At 56.9% G+C, this 17,201-nt stretch carries 15 protein-coding genes and 1 pseudogene; 1 reads left to right on the top strand and 15 read right to left on the bottom strand.

Annotated elements, in window-relative coordinates:
* Positions 1 to 226: 226 nt before the first annotated feature.
* The 14 genes from NKJ72_RS30995 to NKJ72_RS17275 form a co-directional block, all read right to left on the bottom strand.
* Positions 227 to 541: a type II toxin-antitoxin system VapB family antitoxin gene (locus tag NKJ72_RS30995; RefSeq protein WP_502901853.1), complete on the bottom strand. Its 315-nt coding sequence runs from the start codon at positions 539 to 541 to the stop codon at positions 227 to 229.
* A 224-nt stretch (positions 542 to 765) separates the two neighbouring features.
* Positions 766 to 1,551, bottom strand: a complete 786-nt coding sequence (cysQ, locus tag NKJ72_RS17335; RefSeq protein ID WP_352478754.1) for a 3'(2'),5'-bisphosphate nucleotidase CysQ — start codon at positions 1,549 to 1,551, stop codon at positions 766 to 768.
* 10 nt (positions 1,552 to 1,561) lie between these two features.
* On the bottom strand, positions 1,562 to 3,499 hold the full coding sequence (cysN, locus tag NKJ72_RS17330; protein ID WP_352478516.1) for a sulfate adenylyltransferase subunit CysN: 1,938 nt from the start codon (positions 3,497 to 3,499) through the stop codon (positions 1,562 to 1,564).
* Positions 3,500 to 3,501: 2 nt separating this feature from the next.
* The gene (gene cysD, locus NKJ72_RS17325; protein WP_352478514.1) at positions 3,502 to 4,407 is read right to left on the bottom strand and encodes a sulfate adenylyltransferase subunit CysD; all 906 of its coding nucleotides are present in this window, start codon (positions 4,405 to 4,407) and stop codon (positions 3,502 to 3,504) included.
* Between the two features lie 390 nt (positions 4,408 to 4,797).
* The gene (locus NKJ72_RS17320) at positions 4,798 to 6,114 is read right to left on the bottom strand and encodes an O-antigen ligase family protein (protein WP_352478512.1); all 1,317 of its coding nucleotides are present in this window, start codon (positions 6,112 to 6,114) and stop codon (positions 4,798 to 4,800) included.
* The gene (locus NKJ72_RS17315; protein ID WP_352478510.1) at positions 6,111 to 7,370 is read right to left on the bottom strand and encodes a tetratricopeptide repeat protein; all 1,260 of its coding nucleotides are present in this window, start codon (positions 7,368 to 7,370) and stop codon (positions 6,111 to 6,113) included. The genes NKJ72_RS17320 and NKJ72_RS17315 overlap by 4 nt, the downstream gene beginning before the upstream one ends.
* Complete coding sequence (locus NKJ72_RS17310) at positions 7,258 to 9,582, bottom strand: GumC family protein (RefSeq protein ID WP_352478508.1); 2,325 nt, start codon at positions 9,580 to 9,582, stop codon at positions 7,258 to 7,260. The genes NKJ72_RS17315 and NKJ72_RS17310 overlap by 113 nt, the downstream gene beginning before the upstream one ends.
* A 102-nt stretch (positions 9,583 to 9,684) precedes the next feature.
* On the bottom strand, positions 9,685 to 10,473 hold the full coding sequence (locus NKJ72_RS17305) for a polysaccharide biosynthesis/export family protein (protein WP_352478506.1): 789 nt from the start codon (positions 10,471 to 10,473) through the stop codon (positions 9,685 to 9,687).
* Complete coding sequence (locus tag NKJ72_RS17300) at positions 10,473 to 11,282, bottom strand: tyrosine-protein phosphatase (protein WP_352478504.1); 810 nt, start codon at positions 11,280 to 11,282, stop codon at positions 10,473 to 10,475. Before NKJ72_RS17300 ends, NKJ72_RS17305 begins: the two co-directional genes overlap by 1 nt.
* Before the next feature lie 129 nt (positions 11,283 to 11,411).
* Positions 11,412 to 11,588, bottom strand: coding sequence for a hypothetical protein (locus NKJ72_RS17295; RefSeq protein WP_352478502.1), 177 nt, complete (start codon positions 11,586 to 11,588; stop codon positions 11,412 to 11,414).
* Positions 11,589 to 11,774: 186 nt separating this feature from the next.
* Positions 11,775 to 12,266, bottom strand: a complete 492-nt coding sequence (locus NKJ72_RS17290; RefSeq protein WP_352478752.1) for a hypothetical protein — start codon at positions 12,264 to 12,266, stop codon at positions 11,775 to 11,777.
* 314 nt (positions 12,267 to 12,580) lie between these two features.
* Positions 12,581 to 13,054 carry a hypothetical protein gene (locus NKJ72_RS17285; protein WP_352478500.1) on the bottom strand — a complete coding sequence of 158 codons (474 nt, stop codon included), beginning with the start codon at positions 13,052 to 13,054 and terminating at the stop codon, positions 12,581 to 12,583.
* 134 nt (positions 13,055 to 13,188) lie between these two features.
* Positions 13,189 to 13,497 carry a DapH/DapD/GlmU-related protein gene (locus NKJ72_RS17280; protein ID WP_352478498.1) on the bottom strand — a complete coding sequence of 103 codons (309 nt, stop codon included), beginning with the start codon at positions 13,495 to 13,497 and terminating at the stop codon, positions 13,189 to 13,191.
* A gap of 248 nt (positions 13,498 to 13,745) precedes the next feature.
* Positions 13,746 to 14,681: a glycosyltransferase family protein gene (locus NKJ72_RS17275; RefSeq protein ID WP_352478496.1), complete on the bottom strand. Its 936-nt coding sequence runs from the start codon at positions 14,679 to 14,681 to the stop codon at positions 13,746 to 13,748.
* 132 nt (positions 14,682 to 14,813) lie between these two features.
* On the opposite strand from NKJ72_RS17275, the gene NKJ72_RS17270 reads away from it, so the two are divergent.
* A complete protein-coding gene (locus NKJ72_RS17270) occupies positions 14,814 to 15,671 on the top strand; it encodes a hypothetical protein (RefSeq protein WP_352478494.1) in 858 nt (285 codons plus the stop codon).
* A gap of 252 nt (positions 15,672 to 15,923) precedes the next feature.
* On the opposite strand, the pseudogene NKJ72_RS17265 reads toward NKJ72_RS17270, so the two are convergent.
* A pseudogene (locus NKJ72_RS17265) lies at positions 15,924 to 17,109 on the bottom strand (IS3 family transposase).
* Positions 17,110 to 17,201: the final 92 nt, after the last annotated feature.

The raw sequence follows: 17,201 nt of genomic DNA, 5'->3' as shown, positions 1-17,201 counted from the left end.
ACAAGCATAGGCGAAGCAGTCACCAAAATTCAGCCGCGCCGGGTGCCGGCCCTTGCCGAAGCGATCGAAAGCATCAATCGCGAGTCGAGCCGTGTCAGTGGCAACGCGACCATGTCAATCTCCATCAATGACAGATAGCTTTCGACGGCCTCAGCCGCCTCGCTGATTGCCAAGTCCAAGACTCTCGCGACCGCGCTTGAAGCCTCCCATACCGCAAGTGGCGACGTCAGCCGCTTTCTGGTCTGCTGCATGCGTGCAAGGAGTCCGCGCTCCTCTTGGTCATCAGCGCCGTCAGGACGAGGCGTCGATGAACATCAGTCATTCTCGTACAGGCTGTCGCGAAACGCCTTGTCGGCGGGCCTGCCGTGATCAGGCTTGCCCCGGGCTTGAGGCCGATCTCCACCAGGGACGGTCTAGCCTGTTCGCGCTCAAGCTCATGCTTCAGCGCGGCGTGGACGGCGCCTGTCAGACCAGTCCTCTTAAGCGCGGCGACCTGGCGGGCCAGCGCGTCGGTCTTGGGATTCTTGATGTGGAACGCCATCACTCGCTCGTATAGCCGTTCAAGTGTATCGGTATAGAGCAATTTGGAGACACCGTGTGAAGGCCCCGCAGCATCGACCAGACACGAAGCGAATCGGCCACGCCAGGCTGGATAGGGATCGTCCCAGTGTGCTTACAGATCTCGAGCAATGTCTGAGGTGGCTTCCATAACTCACTTGTAACACTCGCACTTTCGTTCGGGTCTGGGAACTGCGCAGTCATCGTCTAGGCAGGCCCAGCAGCCTTGCCGCTGGCGATAAAATGCGGGTTGGCGAAATCCTCGTCGTCGCTCTGGTTGCGCTTGCCGTAGGCGAGCGGCGCACCATCCAGCGTGCGCGTCATGCCGCCGGCAGCGCGTAGCACCGCGTCACCCGCGGCAGTGTCCCATTCCATGGTGCGGCCGAAGCGCGGATAGACGTCCGCCTCGGCGCCGGCGAGGAGGCAGAATTTCAGCGATGAGCCGACCGAGACGATCTCGGCCGCGCCAAGCGCGCGGATATAGGCGTCGGTTTCCGGCGTGTTGTGGGACCGGCTGGCAACGACGGTCAGCGGCACCATACCGGCCCTCGCCGAAATCGGCTGGCGATCGACGATCTCATAGTCATTGATCTCGATCGCTTCCGCTTTGCCCGGCCGCCCGGAAAAGAAGCGGCCGGTGCAAGGCGCGAAGACAACGCCGATCTCCGGCACGCCATTGCGAACCAGCGCGATATTGACGGTGAAATCGGTCCTGCGGTTGACGAACTCCTTGGTGCCGTCGAGAGGATCGATCAGGAAGAAGGCGTCGCCGAGATCCGGTGCCATGATGCCGGCCGAAGCTTCTTCTTCGGCCACGCACGGAATCTCGGGAAATGCGGCGCGCAGCCCGGCAAGAATAATCTTCTCGCTCTCGCGGTCAGCCTCCGTCACTGGCGAACTGTCCAACTTGCTGTCGACCGCACAGCCGGCGCGATAAACGCGCATCACCTCGCGCCCTGCCGCCAAGGCAAGGTGCTCGAAGACGGCGAGCATTGCTTCGGCGTCAGATACCGCCGCCGCTGTCATATTGGTCTTCGGCAATGTCCCGCTCGTTCAGCCAGTGTTCAAGGGCGTCCACCATCTCCTCGGCCGATCTGCCGAGTGTCTTGAGATGGATCTCGGGCTTTTCCGGCACCTCATACGGTGAATCGACGCCGGTGAAATTCTTGATTTCGCCGTTCAACGCCCGCGCATAGAGGCCCTTCGGATCGCGCCTGGCGCATTCCTCGAAGGGTGTGTCGACAAACACCTCGACGAATTCGCCGTCGGCCATCAATTCGCGCGCCATGCGTCGCTCGGCGCTGAACGGCGAAATGAACGACACGATGACGATCAACCCGGCGTCGGCCATCAGGCGCGCCACTTCGGCGACGCGGCGAATGTTCTCGACCCGATCGGCGTCCGTGAAGCCGAGATCGCGGTTGAGCCCGTGACGGACGTTGTCGCCATCCAGAATGTAGGTATGGCGTCCGGTGGCGAACAGCTTCTTCTCGAACAGATTGGCGATGGTCGACTTGCCCGAGCCTGAAAGCCCGGTGAACCAGAACACGGCGGGTCGCTGATTCTTCATATCCGCGCGGGCGTGCTTGCCGACATCGAGCGACTGCCAGTGGATGTTTTCGGCGCGGCGCAGCGAATGCAGGATCATGCCGGCACCGACCGTGGCATTGGTGATGCGGTCGATCAGAATGAAGGCGCCGGTGGTGCGATTTTCGGCAAACGGATCGAAGGCGATCGGCGACCGCGTCGAGATATTGCAGATGCCGACTTCGTTCATCTCAAGCGACTTGGCCGCCTCATGGGCGAAGTCGTTGACGTTGACGCGGTATTTCAGGTCGGTCACGGTGGCGCTGGTCTGGTCGGTCTCGGTGCGCAGGATGTAGGAGCGGCCGGGCAGAAGCGCGTGTTCGTCGAACCAGACGATATTGGCGGCGAACTGGTCGGCGACCTGCGGCCGGGCTGCCGGCGATACCAGCATATTGCCGCGCGAGACCTCGACCTCGTCATCGAGAACAAGCGTAATGGCCTGGCCGGCAATAGCCTGCTGAAGGTCGCCGCCATGCGATACGATGCGCCTGACACGCGAGGACTTGCCGGATTTGGCGACGACCACCTCGTCCCCCGGCGCAACCGATCCGGAGGCGATGGTGCCGGCGAAACCGCGGAAGTCGAGATTGGGACGGTTCACATATTGGACGGGAAAGCGGAACGGCAATTCAACCGCGGCCTCGTCAACCGACACGGTTTCGAGATGTTCGATCAGTGTCGGGCCGGAATACCAGTCCGTCCTGTCGGAACGGCCGGTAACGTTGTCGCCATAACGGGCCGACATAGGAATGGGCACGATCGTCTGGAAGCCGAGCTCACGTGAGAACTGCCCGTAATCCGCGACGATCCGTTTAAACACCGCCTCGTCGAAGCCGACAAGGTCGATCTTGTTGACGGCGAGCACGATGTGGCGGATGCCAAGCAGCGAGGCAATGATCGAATGCCGCCTGGTCTGACGCAATACGCCCTGGCGGGCATCGATCAGCACGATGGCGAGATCCGCCGTCGATGCACCCGTCGCCATGTTACGCGTGTATTGTTCGTGCCCGGGCGTGTCGGCGACGATGAACTTCCGCTTTGGCGTGGCGAAGAAGCGATAGGCGACGTCGATGGTGATGCCTTGCTCGCGCTCGGCCTCGAGGCCGTCGACGAGCAGCGCGAAGTCGACGTCGTCGCCGGTGGTGCCGTGCTTGCGCGAATCGCGCTCGAGCGTGGCCAGCTGGTCCTCGAAAATCTGCTTGGTGTCGGAAAGCAGGCGCCCGATCAGCGTCGACTTGCCATCGTCGACAGAGCCGCAGGTCAGGAAGCGCAGCAGCGACTTTCGTTCCTGCGCCGCCAGATAGTCCCGGACGCCGTCGGTTGGGGCGAGGCTCTTGGCCATGATATGGCGCATATTCAGAAATACCCCTCGCGCTTCTTCTTTTCCATCGAGCCCGCTTCGTCGCGGTCGATCAGGCGACCTTGCCGCTCGGACGTGCGCGCCGTGAGCATTTCGCCGACTATCGCCTCCAGAGTATCGGCGTCCGAGTCGATCGCGCCGGTCAGCGGATAGCAGCCGAGCGTGCGGAACCGCACCATCCGGTTCTCCACTGTCTCGCCGGGCCGTAGTTGCATACGCTCATCATCCCTCAGGATGAGCATGCCGTCGCGTTCGACGACCGGCCGCTCCTTGGCCAAATACAGCGGCACGATCGGGATGTCTTCCTGGAGAATGTACTGCCAGATGTCGAGCTCGGTCCAGTTCGACAGCGGAAACACCCTGATCGATTCGCCGGCAGCGATGCGGGTGTTGAAAATCTTCCACATCTCCGGCCGCTGGTTCTTCGGATCCCAGACATGCTGGGCGTTGCGGAAAGAGAAGATGCGCTCCTTGGCGCGCGACTTCTCCTCGTCGCGTCGCGCGCCGCCGAAGGCAGCGTCAAACCCGTATTTGTCGAGCGCCTGCCGCAGCGCCACCGTCTTCATCACATGCGTATGCGTGTTGGAACCGTGGTCGAACGGGTTGATGTTGTCGCGCACGCCGTCTTCATTGACATGGACCAGGAGGTCGAAGCCGAGCTTTTGCTGCATCTGGTCGCGAAAGGCGATCATCTCGCGGAATTTCCAGGTCGTGTCGACATGGAGAAAGGGAAAGGGCGGCTTGGCCGGATAGAACGCCTTCATCGCCAGGTGCATGAGCACGGACGAATCCTTGCCGACCGAATAGAGCATGACCGGCTTGGCAAAAGCCGCGGCCACTTCGCGAAAAATATGGATGGATTCAGCCTCAAGCCGCTGAAGGTGCGTAAGTGCGATGTTCATGGACTGTGAGCGTTCTTTCGTGCCATCCACAGAAGGGCCTGTTTCATCAACGGGCGCGATCTTCAGCCGCCCCGTTCAAGCTGCACTTCTGGACAATCTATTTCTCGTGCGGGGCGTTCTAGCAGATCGTTTCGGTCCAGAACAATGCAAGATAGGCCTGCGGCCGAATGGTTCGGGAATGAATTTTCCATGCAGCAGGCTATTTCGGGAAATTTCTGCTCAGCGAGCGGTGCGCTTGCGAGGGGCAGGAAAATATTGCCTGCGTCGGGGAAGGCAATCGCCAGGAGCCGGCGGTCAGAGTGCTCCCAGCGAACACCCGCCATGCGGCCAAGCGGCAACGGAGAGTCGTCCCGCCTCATTCTGGCGATGCCAGTCGTGGCAACGAGGGGGCTAGGACGAAGTTCCGATGGGGACAAGTAGCTTGTCGCCGTTGTGATCGATCTCGATCATCTCACTCTTGCGGGTCAAGCGTTCCGCAAATCCTTTGTGGAAGATGATGGCGTTCATGTAGGCAAAGGTCATCGCCAGCGCACCGGTTCGCAACGGATAGTCAACCAGCGAATGAATGAGAAGAAAAGACACCGAGAGAAATGCCGCCTTCTGAAGAGGATCACGGCGAACCCTCGCCAATGCAGCAAAAAACATTACGAAATAACCTGCCATCAGCAGGATAGCCAGAGCTCCACCTTCGAAGGCTATTTCAAGATATTCATTATGGGCATGATTGACGTATTGCCTGAAAATCATGCCTGCTCTTTCGTATATCTGATAGGCTTTCTGGAAATTCCCGAATCCAATGCCTGTCGCCCAATTGTCTTTGATGCCCTCGATCGTGGTTCGGGCAAATTCTCCTCGCCCAAACGCCGGATCAAGCGCCTGTGCATCCAGCTTGGTCCAGGCGCTTATCGTGTAGATCGAAAGCCCAATAAAAATCAGAAGAACGCTGAACCCACTTACCCTGGAACGGGCTGAGAGAAAGATCACGGACAATACAGTGATCGCCAACCCAATCAGAACACCGGCTCGGGAACCGGCGGCCAAAAGCAGCACCAAAAGCGCGATCAAGCCGAATGACCCCGACAGGAGATGTCCGCGGAACAGGCCATAATAGACGACGAACGGGATAGACACAAAAAGCAGCGCCGAAAAATGGTTTACGTTGGCAAAAAGCCCGGCATTGATCGTAAAAGGCAACAGCCCGACAATAGCGACGTCGTCGGAGAGTGAGTATTGAATCGCCCCCGCCAAACCGTTGCAAATAACACCCATGAAGAAAAACGGAAGGAGCGCGCTGACCTGCTCGGCACGCAAACGCAATACGGCCAAAAAAAACGCTGCAGCGGCCAAAAGATAAAGCAGGCATTCGACCGTCCGGCCGACCCCGACGCTGATGAAGCGAAATCGGCTTTCTCCAACCCAGGGTGTTCCGAGCAACAGCTCCGGCCGCAATCCGTTGAATATGGCCGCCGGCAATGGGACGATCTGCAAAACCATCAACGCCACGGCGAAGACCAGCAGCCACAGAACGGGTCGGGGGATTCTCTGGCCGGGGGTTTGCGAAAACACGGCCGCCGCCGAAACTATTGCCGCGACCTCGATCAGAGTGTCTGTGTAAAGGCCGCTGGCAGTACCACCGCCGATCAGCAGCGATACGAACAAGACCGTGCCGAGGAGATATTTATCCCATTCCGACGGCCGGCTGTTCAAGATGGAAGTCTCTCGATGCTCAGCTTGTGCATTACCAAGGTGCCGACATACCGAAATCGCCAGCTCTCGGCAATGGCTGCCGTCTTCAGCGTCAACACTTGCATGGGGCAGTCAGTCAGCCCAACCGAGAAATCCTGAGTCAGAATTTGTCGGTTGAATGTCCCCTCCGGAATGTTGAACCGTGCGATCTCGCCGCTTGGCCCCAGGCATCTAATCGACCAGAATAACTCCTTTGGAAGCTTCAGGCTTCGTGCAGAGGCAATCAGTGAAATCTTGTACGCACCCGGAGGCAGCGCAACATACTGCTGAAGGGCTGTGTTCTTGACCGGTGTGTTCAAGAACCGGACCGTAGCTCCACCCTCGCCCTCCACCGCATCCTGGGATGTAACAAAGGTAATTTCCAAGCCCGATTGATCGCGGACCTGCCAATCGAAGGGTTTGCCGCCCGAGACCGGCTCAAACGTGCCGTTGAAAATATATCCCACTAACTTGCGCTCTTGACTTGATAGGCTGAAAAGAAACAGCCGATATGCCCGTCCATATTCCTTCTGACGAAAATAGCCGTTGATAACGATAGTGAGTTCGGCCGTTTTCGGTGGGGAGTTTGACCCGGTCAAATCGAGCAGCAGCCGATTTGCGAGATCGAGCCCCTCGGGAGTTTTGCTGAGAGCATAGATCAGGCTGGCTCTCCAGGGCGCCTCCGCCCTGATGGCTGTCAGCACGGCTTGGTATCCATCGGGGTTTGAGAGGATTGTCGGTAGGCCATCGGAGATCGCCGGAAATTGGTCTGGCCACCGCCGCAGCAATATGTCGATCTCGCCGACGGCCTTTGACAAATCACCTGTCTCGGTCGCGTGGCCAATTGACCTCTGGAGTGCATGGATTTCTGTCTTGGACAATCCCAGAGCCTGATCGAAAAGCTTATTGGCTTCGTCTTTCTCGCCTTGCCGGTATTTGATCTCACCGATCAGGCTGTAGAGACGTGCGTCGGCCAGGTTGAAACGAAGCGCATCCTTGACCCTGGCAAGCAGGGCCTCGAGGTCCGGAGCATTATCGGAATCGTTCAGATCGCTGGTGATCTCGCCTATCAGCGCATCGACGTTCAGCGGACCCAGCGCGAGCGAAACGGCTGGGGTTTCCGTTTCAACTAACCGACTTAGCCCGATCGACGAAGCCGCCAATGCCAGAACGGACGCGACGAACCAAACGCTTGAACGCCGAAGATTTTGTAAAAGCGGGCTGGTCTGCTCCATCATCCACTTTGCCCTCAATTTTCGCTGTATTCGCACCATAGTTATAATATTGGTAGTTCATGTACTTGTACGCATAGTTATAGTCGAACTTGTTTACCGCGAACTTTGACATCGCGGCCCCAACCACATTGGCACCAGCGGCTCGCATGCGCTTCAACGCCGCCTTCGCCGACTTGCGCGTCACCTGATTGGTAGAGATGACCATCAATGTGCCCTCAGCAAGTCGGCTGAGAATAGGAGCATCCGAAAGACCGACGATCGGTGGCGCGTCGATGATAACAACATCGAAACGCTTCCCGAGATTGGTCACGATCAGAGCCATCTTCGGTGACGAGAGCAGATCCGCGGGATTTGGCGGGATCGTACCAGAGGTCAGAACGGTGACGTTGGGATACTTCGTCGCCCTGAAGATGCCCGCCAGATCCTCCTTACGAACGGTATTTGTCAGCAGATTGCTCAGTCCGATTGTATTGTCGAGACCAAACAGGCGATGAAGATTCGGCTTCCGCAGATCCCCATCGACAATGAGAACTCTCGCACCAAGTGCGGCAAAGTCCTGCCCGAGTTTGAACGAGGTGGTCGACTTGCCTTCCGAGGGCTCTGAACTCGTGATAACCAACGATCGTGGCGCGCCTTCCGCACCGGAGAATTGCAAAGACGTTCGCAGAGAGCGATAGGCCTCGGACAAGCCGGACTTCTGATCGGCGATAGCGGCTACGAGTTCCCGGTCATCGACGAGTGGCAAGATGCCGAGCATTGCCAGTCCCAGCTCTTTTTCAACCTGCTCGGGATTGGTGAAGGTGTTGTTCAACAGCTCAATGACATAGATTATCGACGCGCTCAGAGCCAGAAAAAGCGCCAGCGCGATCGCCACGTTGATGCTCACGCGCGGCGAATATGGGCTATTCGGCTGGGTGGCAAAATCTACGACTGCGGCGCTTTGGGTCTTAAGTTCGGAGCTGACACCAACCTCGTTCAGTTTGGCGATGAGGCTATCGTATTGCGACCGGTTTGAATCGACCTCGCGCTTAAGGATCGTGTACTTGATGTTCTTATCGTTGAAGACAACCTGCTGCTTCTCCATTTCGGCAAGTTTGGCCTTTAGATCGGCCTCCTTATTCTGTGCCTCCTGGTATTTCAACCGCAGCGAATCCGTTATCGCCAGGACCCCGTTGTTATAAAGCCGCTGCAACTCCTTGATCTGCGCCTGAAGCTGTTGCATTTCCGGGAAACTGGGCTTTAGAATGCTCAGCTTCTGCTGGTACTGGCTGGTTAGATCCGCTAGCTTGTCACTGAGTTTCTGCAGACCTTCGCTTTCCAGGACGGGTGCCAAGCTCGAACCGCGGCCTTTGTCGATCTGGTCTACCACCCGCCCTGCATCGAGACGATCCTGGATCGCGGTTGCCAGAGCTGTGTTCAGCGCCTCAATGTTCGACCCTATCAGCGACTTGTCGTCGCCGGTTATCGTGATGCCCGCATCCTTCGCGTACGCGACCAGATCCTCTTCGGACTTCTGCAGCTTTTGCTTCACCTGCAGAACCTGTTCCTGGATGAACTGCCGTGCCAAGTCCGATGTTTCGCTTGTCTGGTCGAGGCGTTGGTCAATGAAACTTTGTGCGACCTGATTGGCTACATCACTTGCATATTTCGGAGTCTGATCGACAAACGTGATCGATAGCAGGCTCGTGTTGGGAACGAGGGTGACGGTGAGATCAGTTAAAATGCGTCCGATCGCTATTGCCTCGCGTTGCTCCGGAGTTTTCTCCTCAATGGACGGCGCTTTGGAAATTCCAAACGCGCGGTAGAAGATATTGCCGAGAGAAAAGTCCGCAGTGGGAAACAGGAAGTCGGGCTTTTCGCTCAGACCCAGTTGAAACACTACACGCTGGGCCAATGCGCGGCTTTTCAGCTTTTCCCGAGCCGTTTGAAACGCCCGCAAGTCGCTGTTTTCAGAAACCACTTCGATGTCCTGGAAGACCTTGGCCGAAGGAACCAGCACCTCCAATTGCGTTGTTGCCTGATATTTTGGCGTTTGCATCATGGTGATGATGATGCCCGCAACAAGCCCTGCTGCCGCCATGGTGACGATCAGCCACCGATACTGGACAACGTAGAAGAAGAGTCTGAGTGGATTGAAGCCCTCGTCCTGCTCCGCGTAGTCGCGGCCATACGGGCTGTAGTTTTGCGCACCGTCATAATAAAGGTCGGCGGACAAGGCTTGGCCGTGTGCTGGGCCGGCAATTTGAGGCTGTCTGCTACGATCTAGCATGGTGCGAGGTAATCCTAGTTTTGTCTCCGAAATTCAGACGGTCGCAATTTAAAGTCCGGGGATCACTGCAATTCGGGCTGCACTTGAAGCAATACCGAGAGCGTCCTTGAGGTTGCCCATCGCGATTTTCGACTTCGAAGCGAAGACGACGATCTTGTCGCCACCGTAGATGCGTGGATTGCGACTCTTCCCACCACGAATCTGTTCCATATTGTAATTAGCGACCAGCGTGTTTGGACCGATATTCCGATAGACGAAGACCTTTCTTGCATCTCCGATCGTGTTGAACCCTCCGGCGAGGGCGATCGCATCGATGAGAGAAGAACTGCTCGACACCGGATAAATGCCGGCCTTATTGACTTCGCCATCGACAGTTATGCGCTGTCCGATGGATTCTTTGACAAAAACCGTGACGTCAGGAGACTGCAGATATTTGGCGCCGTAGGCGGTCTCGATTTCCTGCTCCAACTGACGGACCGTTTTCCCTGCCGCAGTAATGGTGCCGATAAGCGGAAGCGAAATCTGGCCAGCAGAGTCGACTTGAACCGTTCTGTTCAAATTGTCGACCTGAAACACGTTCACCTCGAGCACATCGTTCGGAGACAGAGGCTGCTCGCTGCCGTTCTGGGTGTTTTGCGGCGCAGGCAGATCCTTTACCACCTGCAGAGCACCACCGCCCGCAAGTGGCGTCGAAGATGATGTCAATTGCAACGCATCGACCGAACTCGACGAAGACGGTGTCGTCGATGACATGCTCGTGCAGGCCGACATTGCGAATGAACCGAGCAAGAGTAGTAGGGTCCCCGCATGGCCTTTTGCGAAACGAACAATCACCATCACGCTATCCCGCCCTTGAACAAGCGGCTCAATCCCCCAAAGCGCCCGGCGTTGCCGGCATTTGTTTTATTCGGACGTGCTTTTCCGACCGCCTCGATGGGCCGGTTCGCCAATATTTCGCCTGGACGTTTCAACACCATGTTGCGGGCCTCGTCTTCCCCACATCGCTTGGCAGCAGCAGCAACCGCCTTAGAAAGCCCAGGACGCCGGCGTGTTGCGCTATGAGTGTCCGATGCGATGATATCCACCCTGCCCTCGTCAATCAGCTTTTCCGAATAATAAAGCGCCGTCCGTCCAAAAGCACCAACAATCGAGTCTGCGGTAAGCTGGATAAGGCAGCCGACTGCATTCAACCTCTCGATAACGTCGTAATTCGTTTTGATCCAGGTCAAACGCTCAGGATGAGTGAGAATCGGGATAAAGTCGGCATTTATCAGACGTAGAGCGAGATCCTCCATTCGCGGAGGTAAAACATGATGCGGCGGTTCGAACAGAAAATAGCGCGACTTGTTTAAGGTCGGCACGCTGCCCGCCGCCAATTGGTCCGGAAGATCCGGCGCAATGTGAACATCGGCGCCAACGTAGAGGGCAAGTGGTATGGCGGCACTGCGCAGCGCCTGATGCAACTCTTGAACCGCCCGAACAATGTTCGTTGTTCCGTTCTCGTAAACGCCTGGCGTCACGTGCGGCGTGCACGCCATGTGGGTCGTTCCGTCGGCCACCGCCAATCGAGCCATTTCCAGCGATTCGGCGAGACTGGGCGAGCCGTCATCGAGGCCGGGCAAGATATGGGAATGTAGATCGATCATGGGCGTTTGTGACTGCAGCGAACCAACGTGGCGACGTCATCCCCAAAAAGCATAAATGCGTCACCCGCAAGACAGCGAATGACGCATTTGTCAAGTTCATGCGATACGATGGATGCGAGGTCACGGCTACTAGCGGACAGAATCGTCGTCATCATGCAGGCCGATGACCAGCGCCGCACCCGCGACAAAGGCGGCGCCTGATGTTTCGAGCGCTACACACACATGCCGCCTTCCGCAGGATTGATCTTGATCGTCGCGTTTGCCGGACGTCGTATCGAAAAATTGCACCAACACACGCAGCAGCAAAAGATTGCCATTCTGCCATTTTGCGAGGATAGACCGGCACTCCGCCCTTCATCGGGCATGTTCGCCAGACTCAGAGCGATACGTGGTCACTACACCAGCATAAACGCCAGGGCCATTCCATCCAACAACAGACGCGCAGCAGAAGCGCCGTGCGCCTCTGCTGCCGTTGCCCTATTTACGGTCAACTTAGTCGCTAACGGCGTGGCCGTTGCCGTTGTCCTGCGTTGCCGCCAGAATACCGGCGCCGCCGGCCAACCCGAGGAAAATCCAGGCCGGCTTGTTGTTGGTAATGCCCCCGGAATTGCCAGTTTGGGCGGTGTGCTCAGAACCGAGGACGTTGAGGCAGATCTTATTCTCGACACGCGAGATATCGAGCGTCGAATTCGCCGGGACGCTCACATTGCAGCCACCGACCTGAACCGAAGCCGAGCCCTTGGCCCCGACCACGACACGACTGCCAAAATCCAGCGCGCCACCCGCTTGCGCCGGGCCATAGCCAGCCACTTGCGAGATCATTACGTCGCCATTGACGTTGCCGAGCGATCCAATCGGATTTACGCCGTTATAGGCAGTTGCACAGGTGCACGATCCATCCTGCGCGAAAGACGACACCGGGGCGAAGCCGGCCAACACAACAACTCCGGCCAACGCACTTTTCAAAACTAGGTTCATCCGCATCAATCCTTCTGTCCCACGTTACCTGAGGCCCACCCAACCGCTAAGGTACTCAAAGCGCCTAACAGCTTTTTGCGCCAATTCCAATCCATTTCGCAGCTGCGAGATAATTTCTGGTTTCGGTGTGGTTGATTCAACACACTCTTAGAATATCTAGGATATCGCAATTTAACCATCTTTACCGCCGTCGCAATTTGTCGGTTGCCGTGAGCCAATCTGGCCATCTCGCCGCTACCGTCGCGTCGACGCTCATACGGATGTGCGGTCGCCAATGTCCTAATGTCGTTCACCCGGCCTTCTTAGATTCGAGGCAGGAGCTACGGGCTTGGGGCGCAAGGCTTGTAAGCGGAGCCCGCCTGGGCAGGCTGTCCGCACAAGAAGCCAGCCGCGACGAGTTTTGCAGCCAGATCCGTGCCATCCGAGGTAAAGCATTGCACCACGACGGCATTACGAAATTTTGGCGCGGCATTGCCGTCGCACGGTGTCCCCGTGCCGACCGGCCGGCACGTCAGGGTGAGCCCTTGAAAATCCCGGCGCACAGCGTCGGTGACTATGCCGCGCATGGATTGAGGCTTGGTAAATGCGACACCGCAGAGCACAATCTTGCGGCCGGCGACACGCAGATCCTCGATCGACTGGACAATAAGCTTGCCATTGCTAGCCATCAGAGCCACGGTCGGCTTCGGCCCTCGAGCTCGCAGATTTGTTCCTTTGTTGATGATGATGATGAGAAAGCTGCCCGCAAACGCCAGCGCGATTAAACCAAGCACCGCTGACATTCTGATCGACAAGTCCTTGGCTCCCATTCAATGATCAAGGCATGACAGTTTTGGTCTTTGAACACAATGCAACGTGAGCTGACGCCCAAAAAGGTCTGCTGTAGGAGGATCACGCCGGCTTGGCCACCATGCGCCCAAATTCGAGATTAATCGCGAAGAGTGCGATGGCGGTCTAGCAAGGCCTCATGCCTAACGATTTCCTCAGATGTAAATCTAGAGCCAACTTTCTTGGCCGGATTTCCAACCATTATCGCATATGAAGGCACATCCTTTGTAACAACTGCAGCCGCACCTACCACCGCTCCCCTTCCGATACGAATGCCTGATAAGAGAGTTGCACCAAAGCCAATCCAAACGTCGTCCTCTATTTGTATCGTATCCTCGGCCTGTGCTAATTTACCACCGTCCGCATACACCCACGGCGCATCAACTATGGCACTGCCAACGAACCGCATATCATGATCTCTACGACCCACGATCCCCACGAAACTCGAAATCAGTACCCCGTCCCCAATCTGACCATCACACGCAATCCAACAATATGAACCGATGCTAACGTTCCGTCCGATCGTAAGTCTTGTTGGCGATGCGATGTAACTTCCTCTTCCAATTTCAAAATCTTCCCCAACCTCGACGTTGCGCCTCACGGCAAGTACGCGGTAAAGGCGCCGCACGACTGTACGCGATACTCGGAGCAATACGCTCATAGCTTCCAATCCCGAACCATACGCTTTAAAATTCCGGCTTTCGTGGTTATCAGGCTCAGCCGCGCTTCCCGCGAGCGCGCCAAGCAATCAATCGCCCAATAGTCCACACGAATATCGGACGGTAGATCGAAATCAAATCTCGCGGGCGGCATTCTTTTATTAAAATGTCTCAAGATATTCCAACTGCTGGAATGAGTACCCTTCGAAAACCCTGCATTCGTGACTAAAGATCTCGGTGGGAAAATCGAAACCCCGCCTTTCATAAACAGATAGTAATTCCAAACTAAGAACCAGCTGTCTAGACGCCCTTGAGCGGCGAGCCGAAGCATAGTTGTATAGTTGCGGAAGCCTGACAGGTTAAAAGCGGTACGAAACGACCTCGACGAAATGTCCTCAGGGCGAACGTGCAAATCGATATCGAACTCTCGCCACGCACGCCGCCAAGTTGCCCAGCCCCACGGGTGCGCGCTTGGCAAGATTAATGAGCTGGCAAATGATGAAACGCGATCCACAACCGGAGCATATGCGCAAACACTGTACACGCGAGAGTGCGATGCATATTTCTCTAATGCAGCGTTGAAATATGAAAGTATGTCTTCAGACGCAATTAGGTCGTCTTCTAAAACAATTACTTTGTCATATTCGCTTAGCATCTGGCCCACGCCAGCATAGATTGATCTACGAAGTCCATAGTTGCTATCTCGTTGCACGATCTTTATATTACCGTGACTGATGGACGATAGATAACGTAACACCCCGTTTACTTTTACAGAATCTTCAATATCTTTTGGGCCGTCCACGTATATCTGGACGGGGGAGGCGTGAAACTGACGGCACCGACTGAGCGATTCGATCAAGGCACGCAGCCGATCCACGCGATTGTAAGCGAAAATTACAATCGGGGCGAATTCGGCGGTCAGTAGCTCTTGCATTAAATGAACTCCCGTTTCGTAGTCGCGCCTTGTAGCTGCTCGTCGATCACTCTTCGGTGAGGACGTTGTTCAAGGCCGACAGCTAGGCTACCCTTTATTGGGTCGTCAAGGTCAGGTCTAAGGGAGCCAGGCATGCCAAAATTGGATACGCAAGAATCCATCTTCTGGCGATATCGGAACCCAAGCGTCATATTTTTCAAGGCGATATTTATCATATGCTTTCTTACGGGCTCAGGGCCGGCCACGGCCCAAACGTCGGCTCCATTTAAACTTTTCGAGGCTATACAGTTCACAGGCGGACCCGATTTGCAGAAATTCGGTTTCGAACACCTTACGATCGCAGATCGTCATCGTCTTGGACCCGATGTTCCGCAGTCTGTGCACATCCAACACGCATTAAAACTGCCGCGAACCAATCAGTATCTCTCCATCGACATCGAAAACTGGCCACTGGAGGGCCCGGATCAAGCATCGTCGCTCGCGAAATATCAGAAAACGCTCAGCGCATTCAGAGAGGCAGATCCAAGCCTCAAGCTCGGCCTTTACGCCGTCTTGCCGGTCCGGGACTACTGGAGAGCAATCGGTCATCGGGGGAGTCGCGCAGCGGACGACTGGAAACAGCAAAACACCAAGATCGCGTCGTCTCTCGTCCCCTATGTCGATGTGCTCTTTCCTTCCCTATATACGTTTTATGGCGACAAAGACGCTTGGGTGGCCTATGCGCAAGCCAACATTGGAGAGGCGCGTAGAATCTCACAAGGAAAGCCGGTGTACTGTTTTCTGTGGCCTCAGTTTCATAAAACACTTGCTCTTCTGCCGGGGGACCTCTGGTATGCGCAGCTGGACACCTGCAGGACGTTGGCTGACGGCATCGTGATCTGGGGCACAATGCGTGGCGGTCCAAGCGACGGGCCAGTGAAATGGGATGAGAAAGCGGAGTGGTGGCAAGCTACTTTGAAATTCCTTCGTGAATTGGACAAAATTCCCTAGTGCCTTGATCACAAGGGTTGCAGCGAACCACGCTGGCCAAAAACTCAGGTGGAATTGGCAATTTGTGAACGAACGCCCTTGTCTCGACCAAGCGCGCTGACCTTAGGGTGATCGAGCGTCTTCATAATTCGGTCCCCGAATCTATACGCCCCGATTTACCAAATAACATCGAGTAGAACTTCCACGGACGACCGGGGGCCTTCCACGAGTAGAGCGCTGCGATTTCTTGGCGCGTGACCTTGCCCCCAGTTTCTATCCAGTTTTGATTTCGTTTCCGGCGTGGGTTGTGCCCTGTTGGGCGGGTGAAGCGACGGGCGCTGGCGCGGAACCTTTGGCATAGCGCAGCGCGAGCGACCGTCGCAGATTGAAGGTGGTGGCGAACTCGGCCGGTGTCTGTGAGGCGATTTGGGAATGCGGCCGCGCGGTGTTGTAGTCGGCGCGCCACAGGGCGATGGCGACGCGTGCCTGAGCCAGCGAAGTAAACAGCGTCTCGTTGAGCAGTTCATCGCGCAGTCGGCCGTTGAAGCTCTCGATGAAGCCATTCTGCATCGGCTTGCCGGGCGCAATGTAATGCCATTCGACGCGGTTCTGATCCGCCCAGGAGAGGATGGCGTTCGAGGTGAACTCGCTGCCATTGTCGCTGACGATCATTCTCGGCCGGCCGCGCTCGATGATGAGCCGGTCCAATTCGCGGGCAACCCGCATGCCCGAGAGAGACGTATCAACGATGAGTGCCAGGCACTCTCTCGTGCAGTCGTCGACGACGGCCAGGATGCGGAAGCGGCGCCCGTCTGTGAGCTGGTCCGATACGAAGTCGAGCGACCAGCGCTCGTCGGGCCTCAGCGGCACCAGCATCGGCGCCCTGGTCCCGATCGCCCGTTTGCGGCCGCCACGGCGGCGAACGGCGAGCTTCTCCTCCCGATAGAGCCGGAACAGCTTCTTGTGGTTCACGAGGCCCTCCCGCCTCAGCATCACGAGAAGACGCCGGTAGCCGAACCGGCGACGCTCCTGCGCGATCGCCTTCATCCGCTCGCGAAGCTCGCGGTCGTCCGGCCTGCTGGTCTCGTAGCGAACCGCCATGCGGCAACAGCCGATGGCTTTACACGCCCGCCGTTCGCTCATCCCAAAGCCCTCCTTCAGGCGAGCGACAGCTTTCCGCTTGGCCGCGGGCGTCACCATTTCTTTCCCACAAGATCCTTCAACGCGGCATTGTCGAGCATGGCGTCGGCCAGAAGCCGCTTCAGCCGCGTGTTCTCGTCCTCCAGAGCCTTCAGTCGCCGAGCCTCGGAGACATCCATCCCGCCGAAGCGGCCTTCCAGTTGTAAATCGATGCGTCGCTGACCCCGTGCTTGCGGCACAGATCGGCAACCGATACCCCGGCCTCATGTTCCTTCAAAATTCCGATGATCTGCTCTTCCGAGAAGCCGCTGCGTTTCATGTCCTGGTCCTCTCGATGGGCCAGAACGAACTTCAAACCGGATTAGATCAGAGGGGCAAGGTCACGCGAAACCCGAAGCCTCGCCTTCATCT

Source organism: Mesorhizobium sp. M0045, from assembly GCF_040323385.1.
In the GTDB taxonomy this organism is placed as follows: Bacteria; Pseudomonadota; Alphaproteobacteria; order Rhizobiales; family Rhizobiaceae; genus Mesorhizobium.
Note: the sequence above shows the minus strand (reverse complement) of the source record. Positions and strands in the feature narration are given on the sequence as shown.

Bases quoted from the DNA above. Each gene is read 5' to 3' on its own strand.
- NKJ72_RS30995 (WP_502901853.1), bottom strand. From the start codon at position 541: ATGGCGTTCCACATCAAGAATCCCAAGACCGACGCGCTGGCCCGCCAG.
- cysQ (WP_352478754.1), bottom strand. From the start codon at position 1,551: ATGCTCGCCGTCTTCGAGCACCTTGCCTTGGCGGCAGGGCGCGAGGTG.
- cysN (WP_352478516.1), bottom strand. From the start codon at position 3,499: ATGCGCCATATCATGGCCAAGAGCCTCGCCCCAACCGACGGCGTCCGG.
- cysD (WP_352478514.1), bottom strand. From the start codon at position 4,407: ATGAACATCGCACTTACGCACCTTCAGCGGCTTGAGGCTGAATCCATC.
- NKJ72_RS17315 (WP_352478510.1), bottom strand. From the start codon at position 7,370: ATGATGGAGCAGACCAGCCCGCTTTTACAAAATCTTCGGCGTTCAAGC.
- NKJ72_RS17305 (WP_352478506.1), bottom strand. From the start codon at position 10,473: ATGGTGATTGTTCGTTTCGCAAAAGGCCATGCGGGGACCCTACTACTC.
- NKJ72_RS17300 (WP_352478504.1), bottom strand. From the start codon at position 11,282: ATGATCGATCTACATTCCCATATCTTGCCCGGCCTCGATGACGGCTCG.
- NKJ72_RS17290 (WP_352478752.1), bottom strand. From the start codon at position 12,266: ATGCGGATGAACCTAGTTTTGAAAAGTGCGTTGGCCGGAGTTGTTGTG.
- NKJ72_RS17280 (WP_352478498.1), bottom strand. From the start codon at position 13,497: ATGCGGTTCGTTGGCAGTGCCATAGTTGATGCGCCGTGGGTGTATGCG.
- NKJ72_RS17275 (WP_352478496.1), bottom strand. From the start codon at position 14,681: ATGCAAGAGCTACTGACCGCCGAATTCGCCCCGATTGTAATTTTCGCT.
- NKJ72_RS17270 (WP_352478494.1), top strand. From the start codon at position 14,814: ATGCCAAAATTGGATACGCAAGAATCCATCTTCTGGCGATATCGGAAC.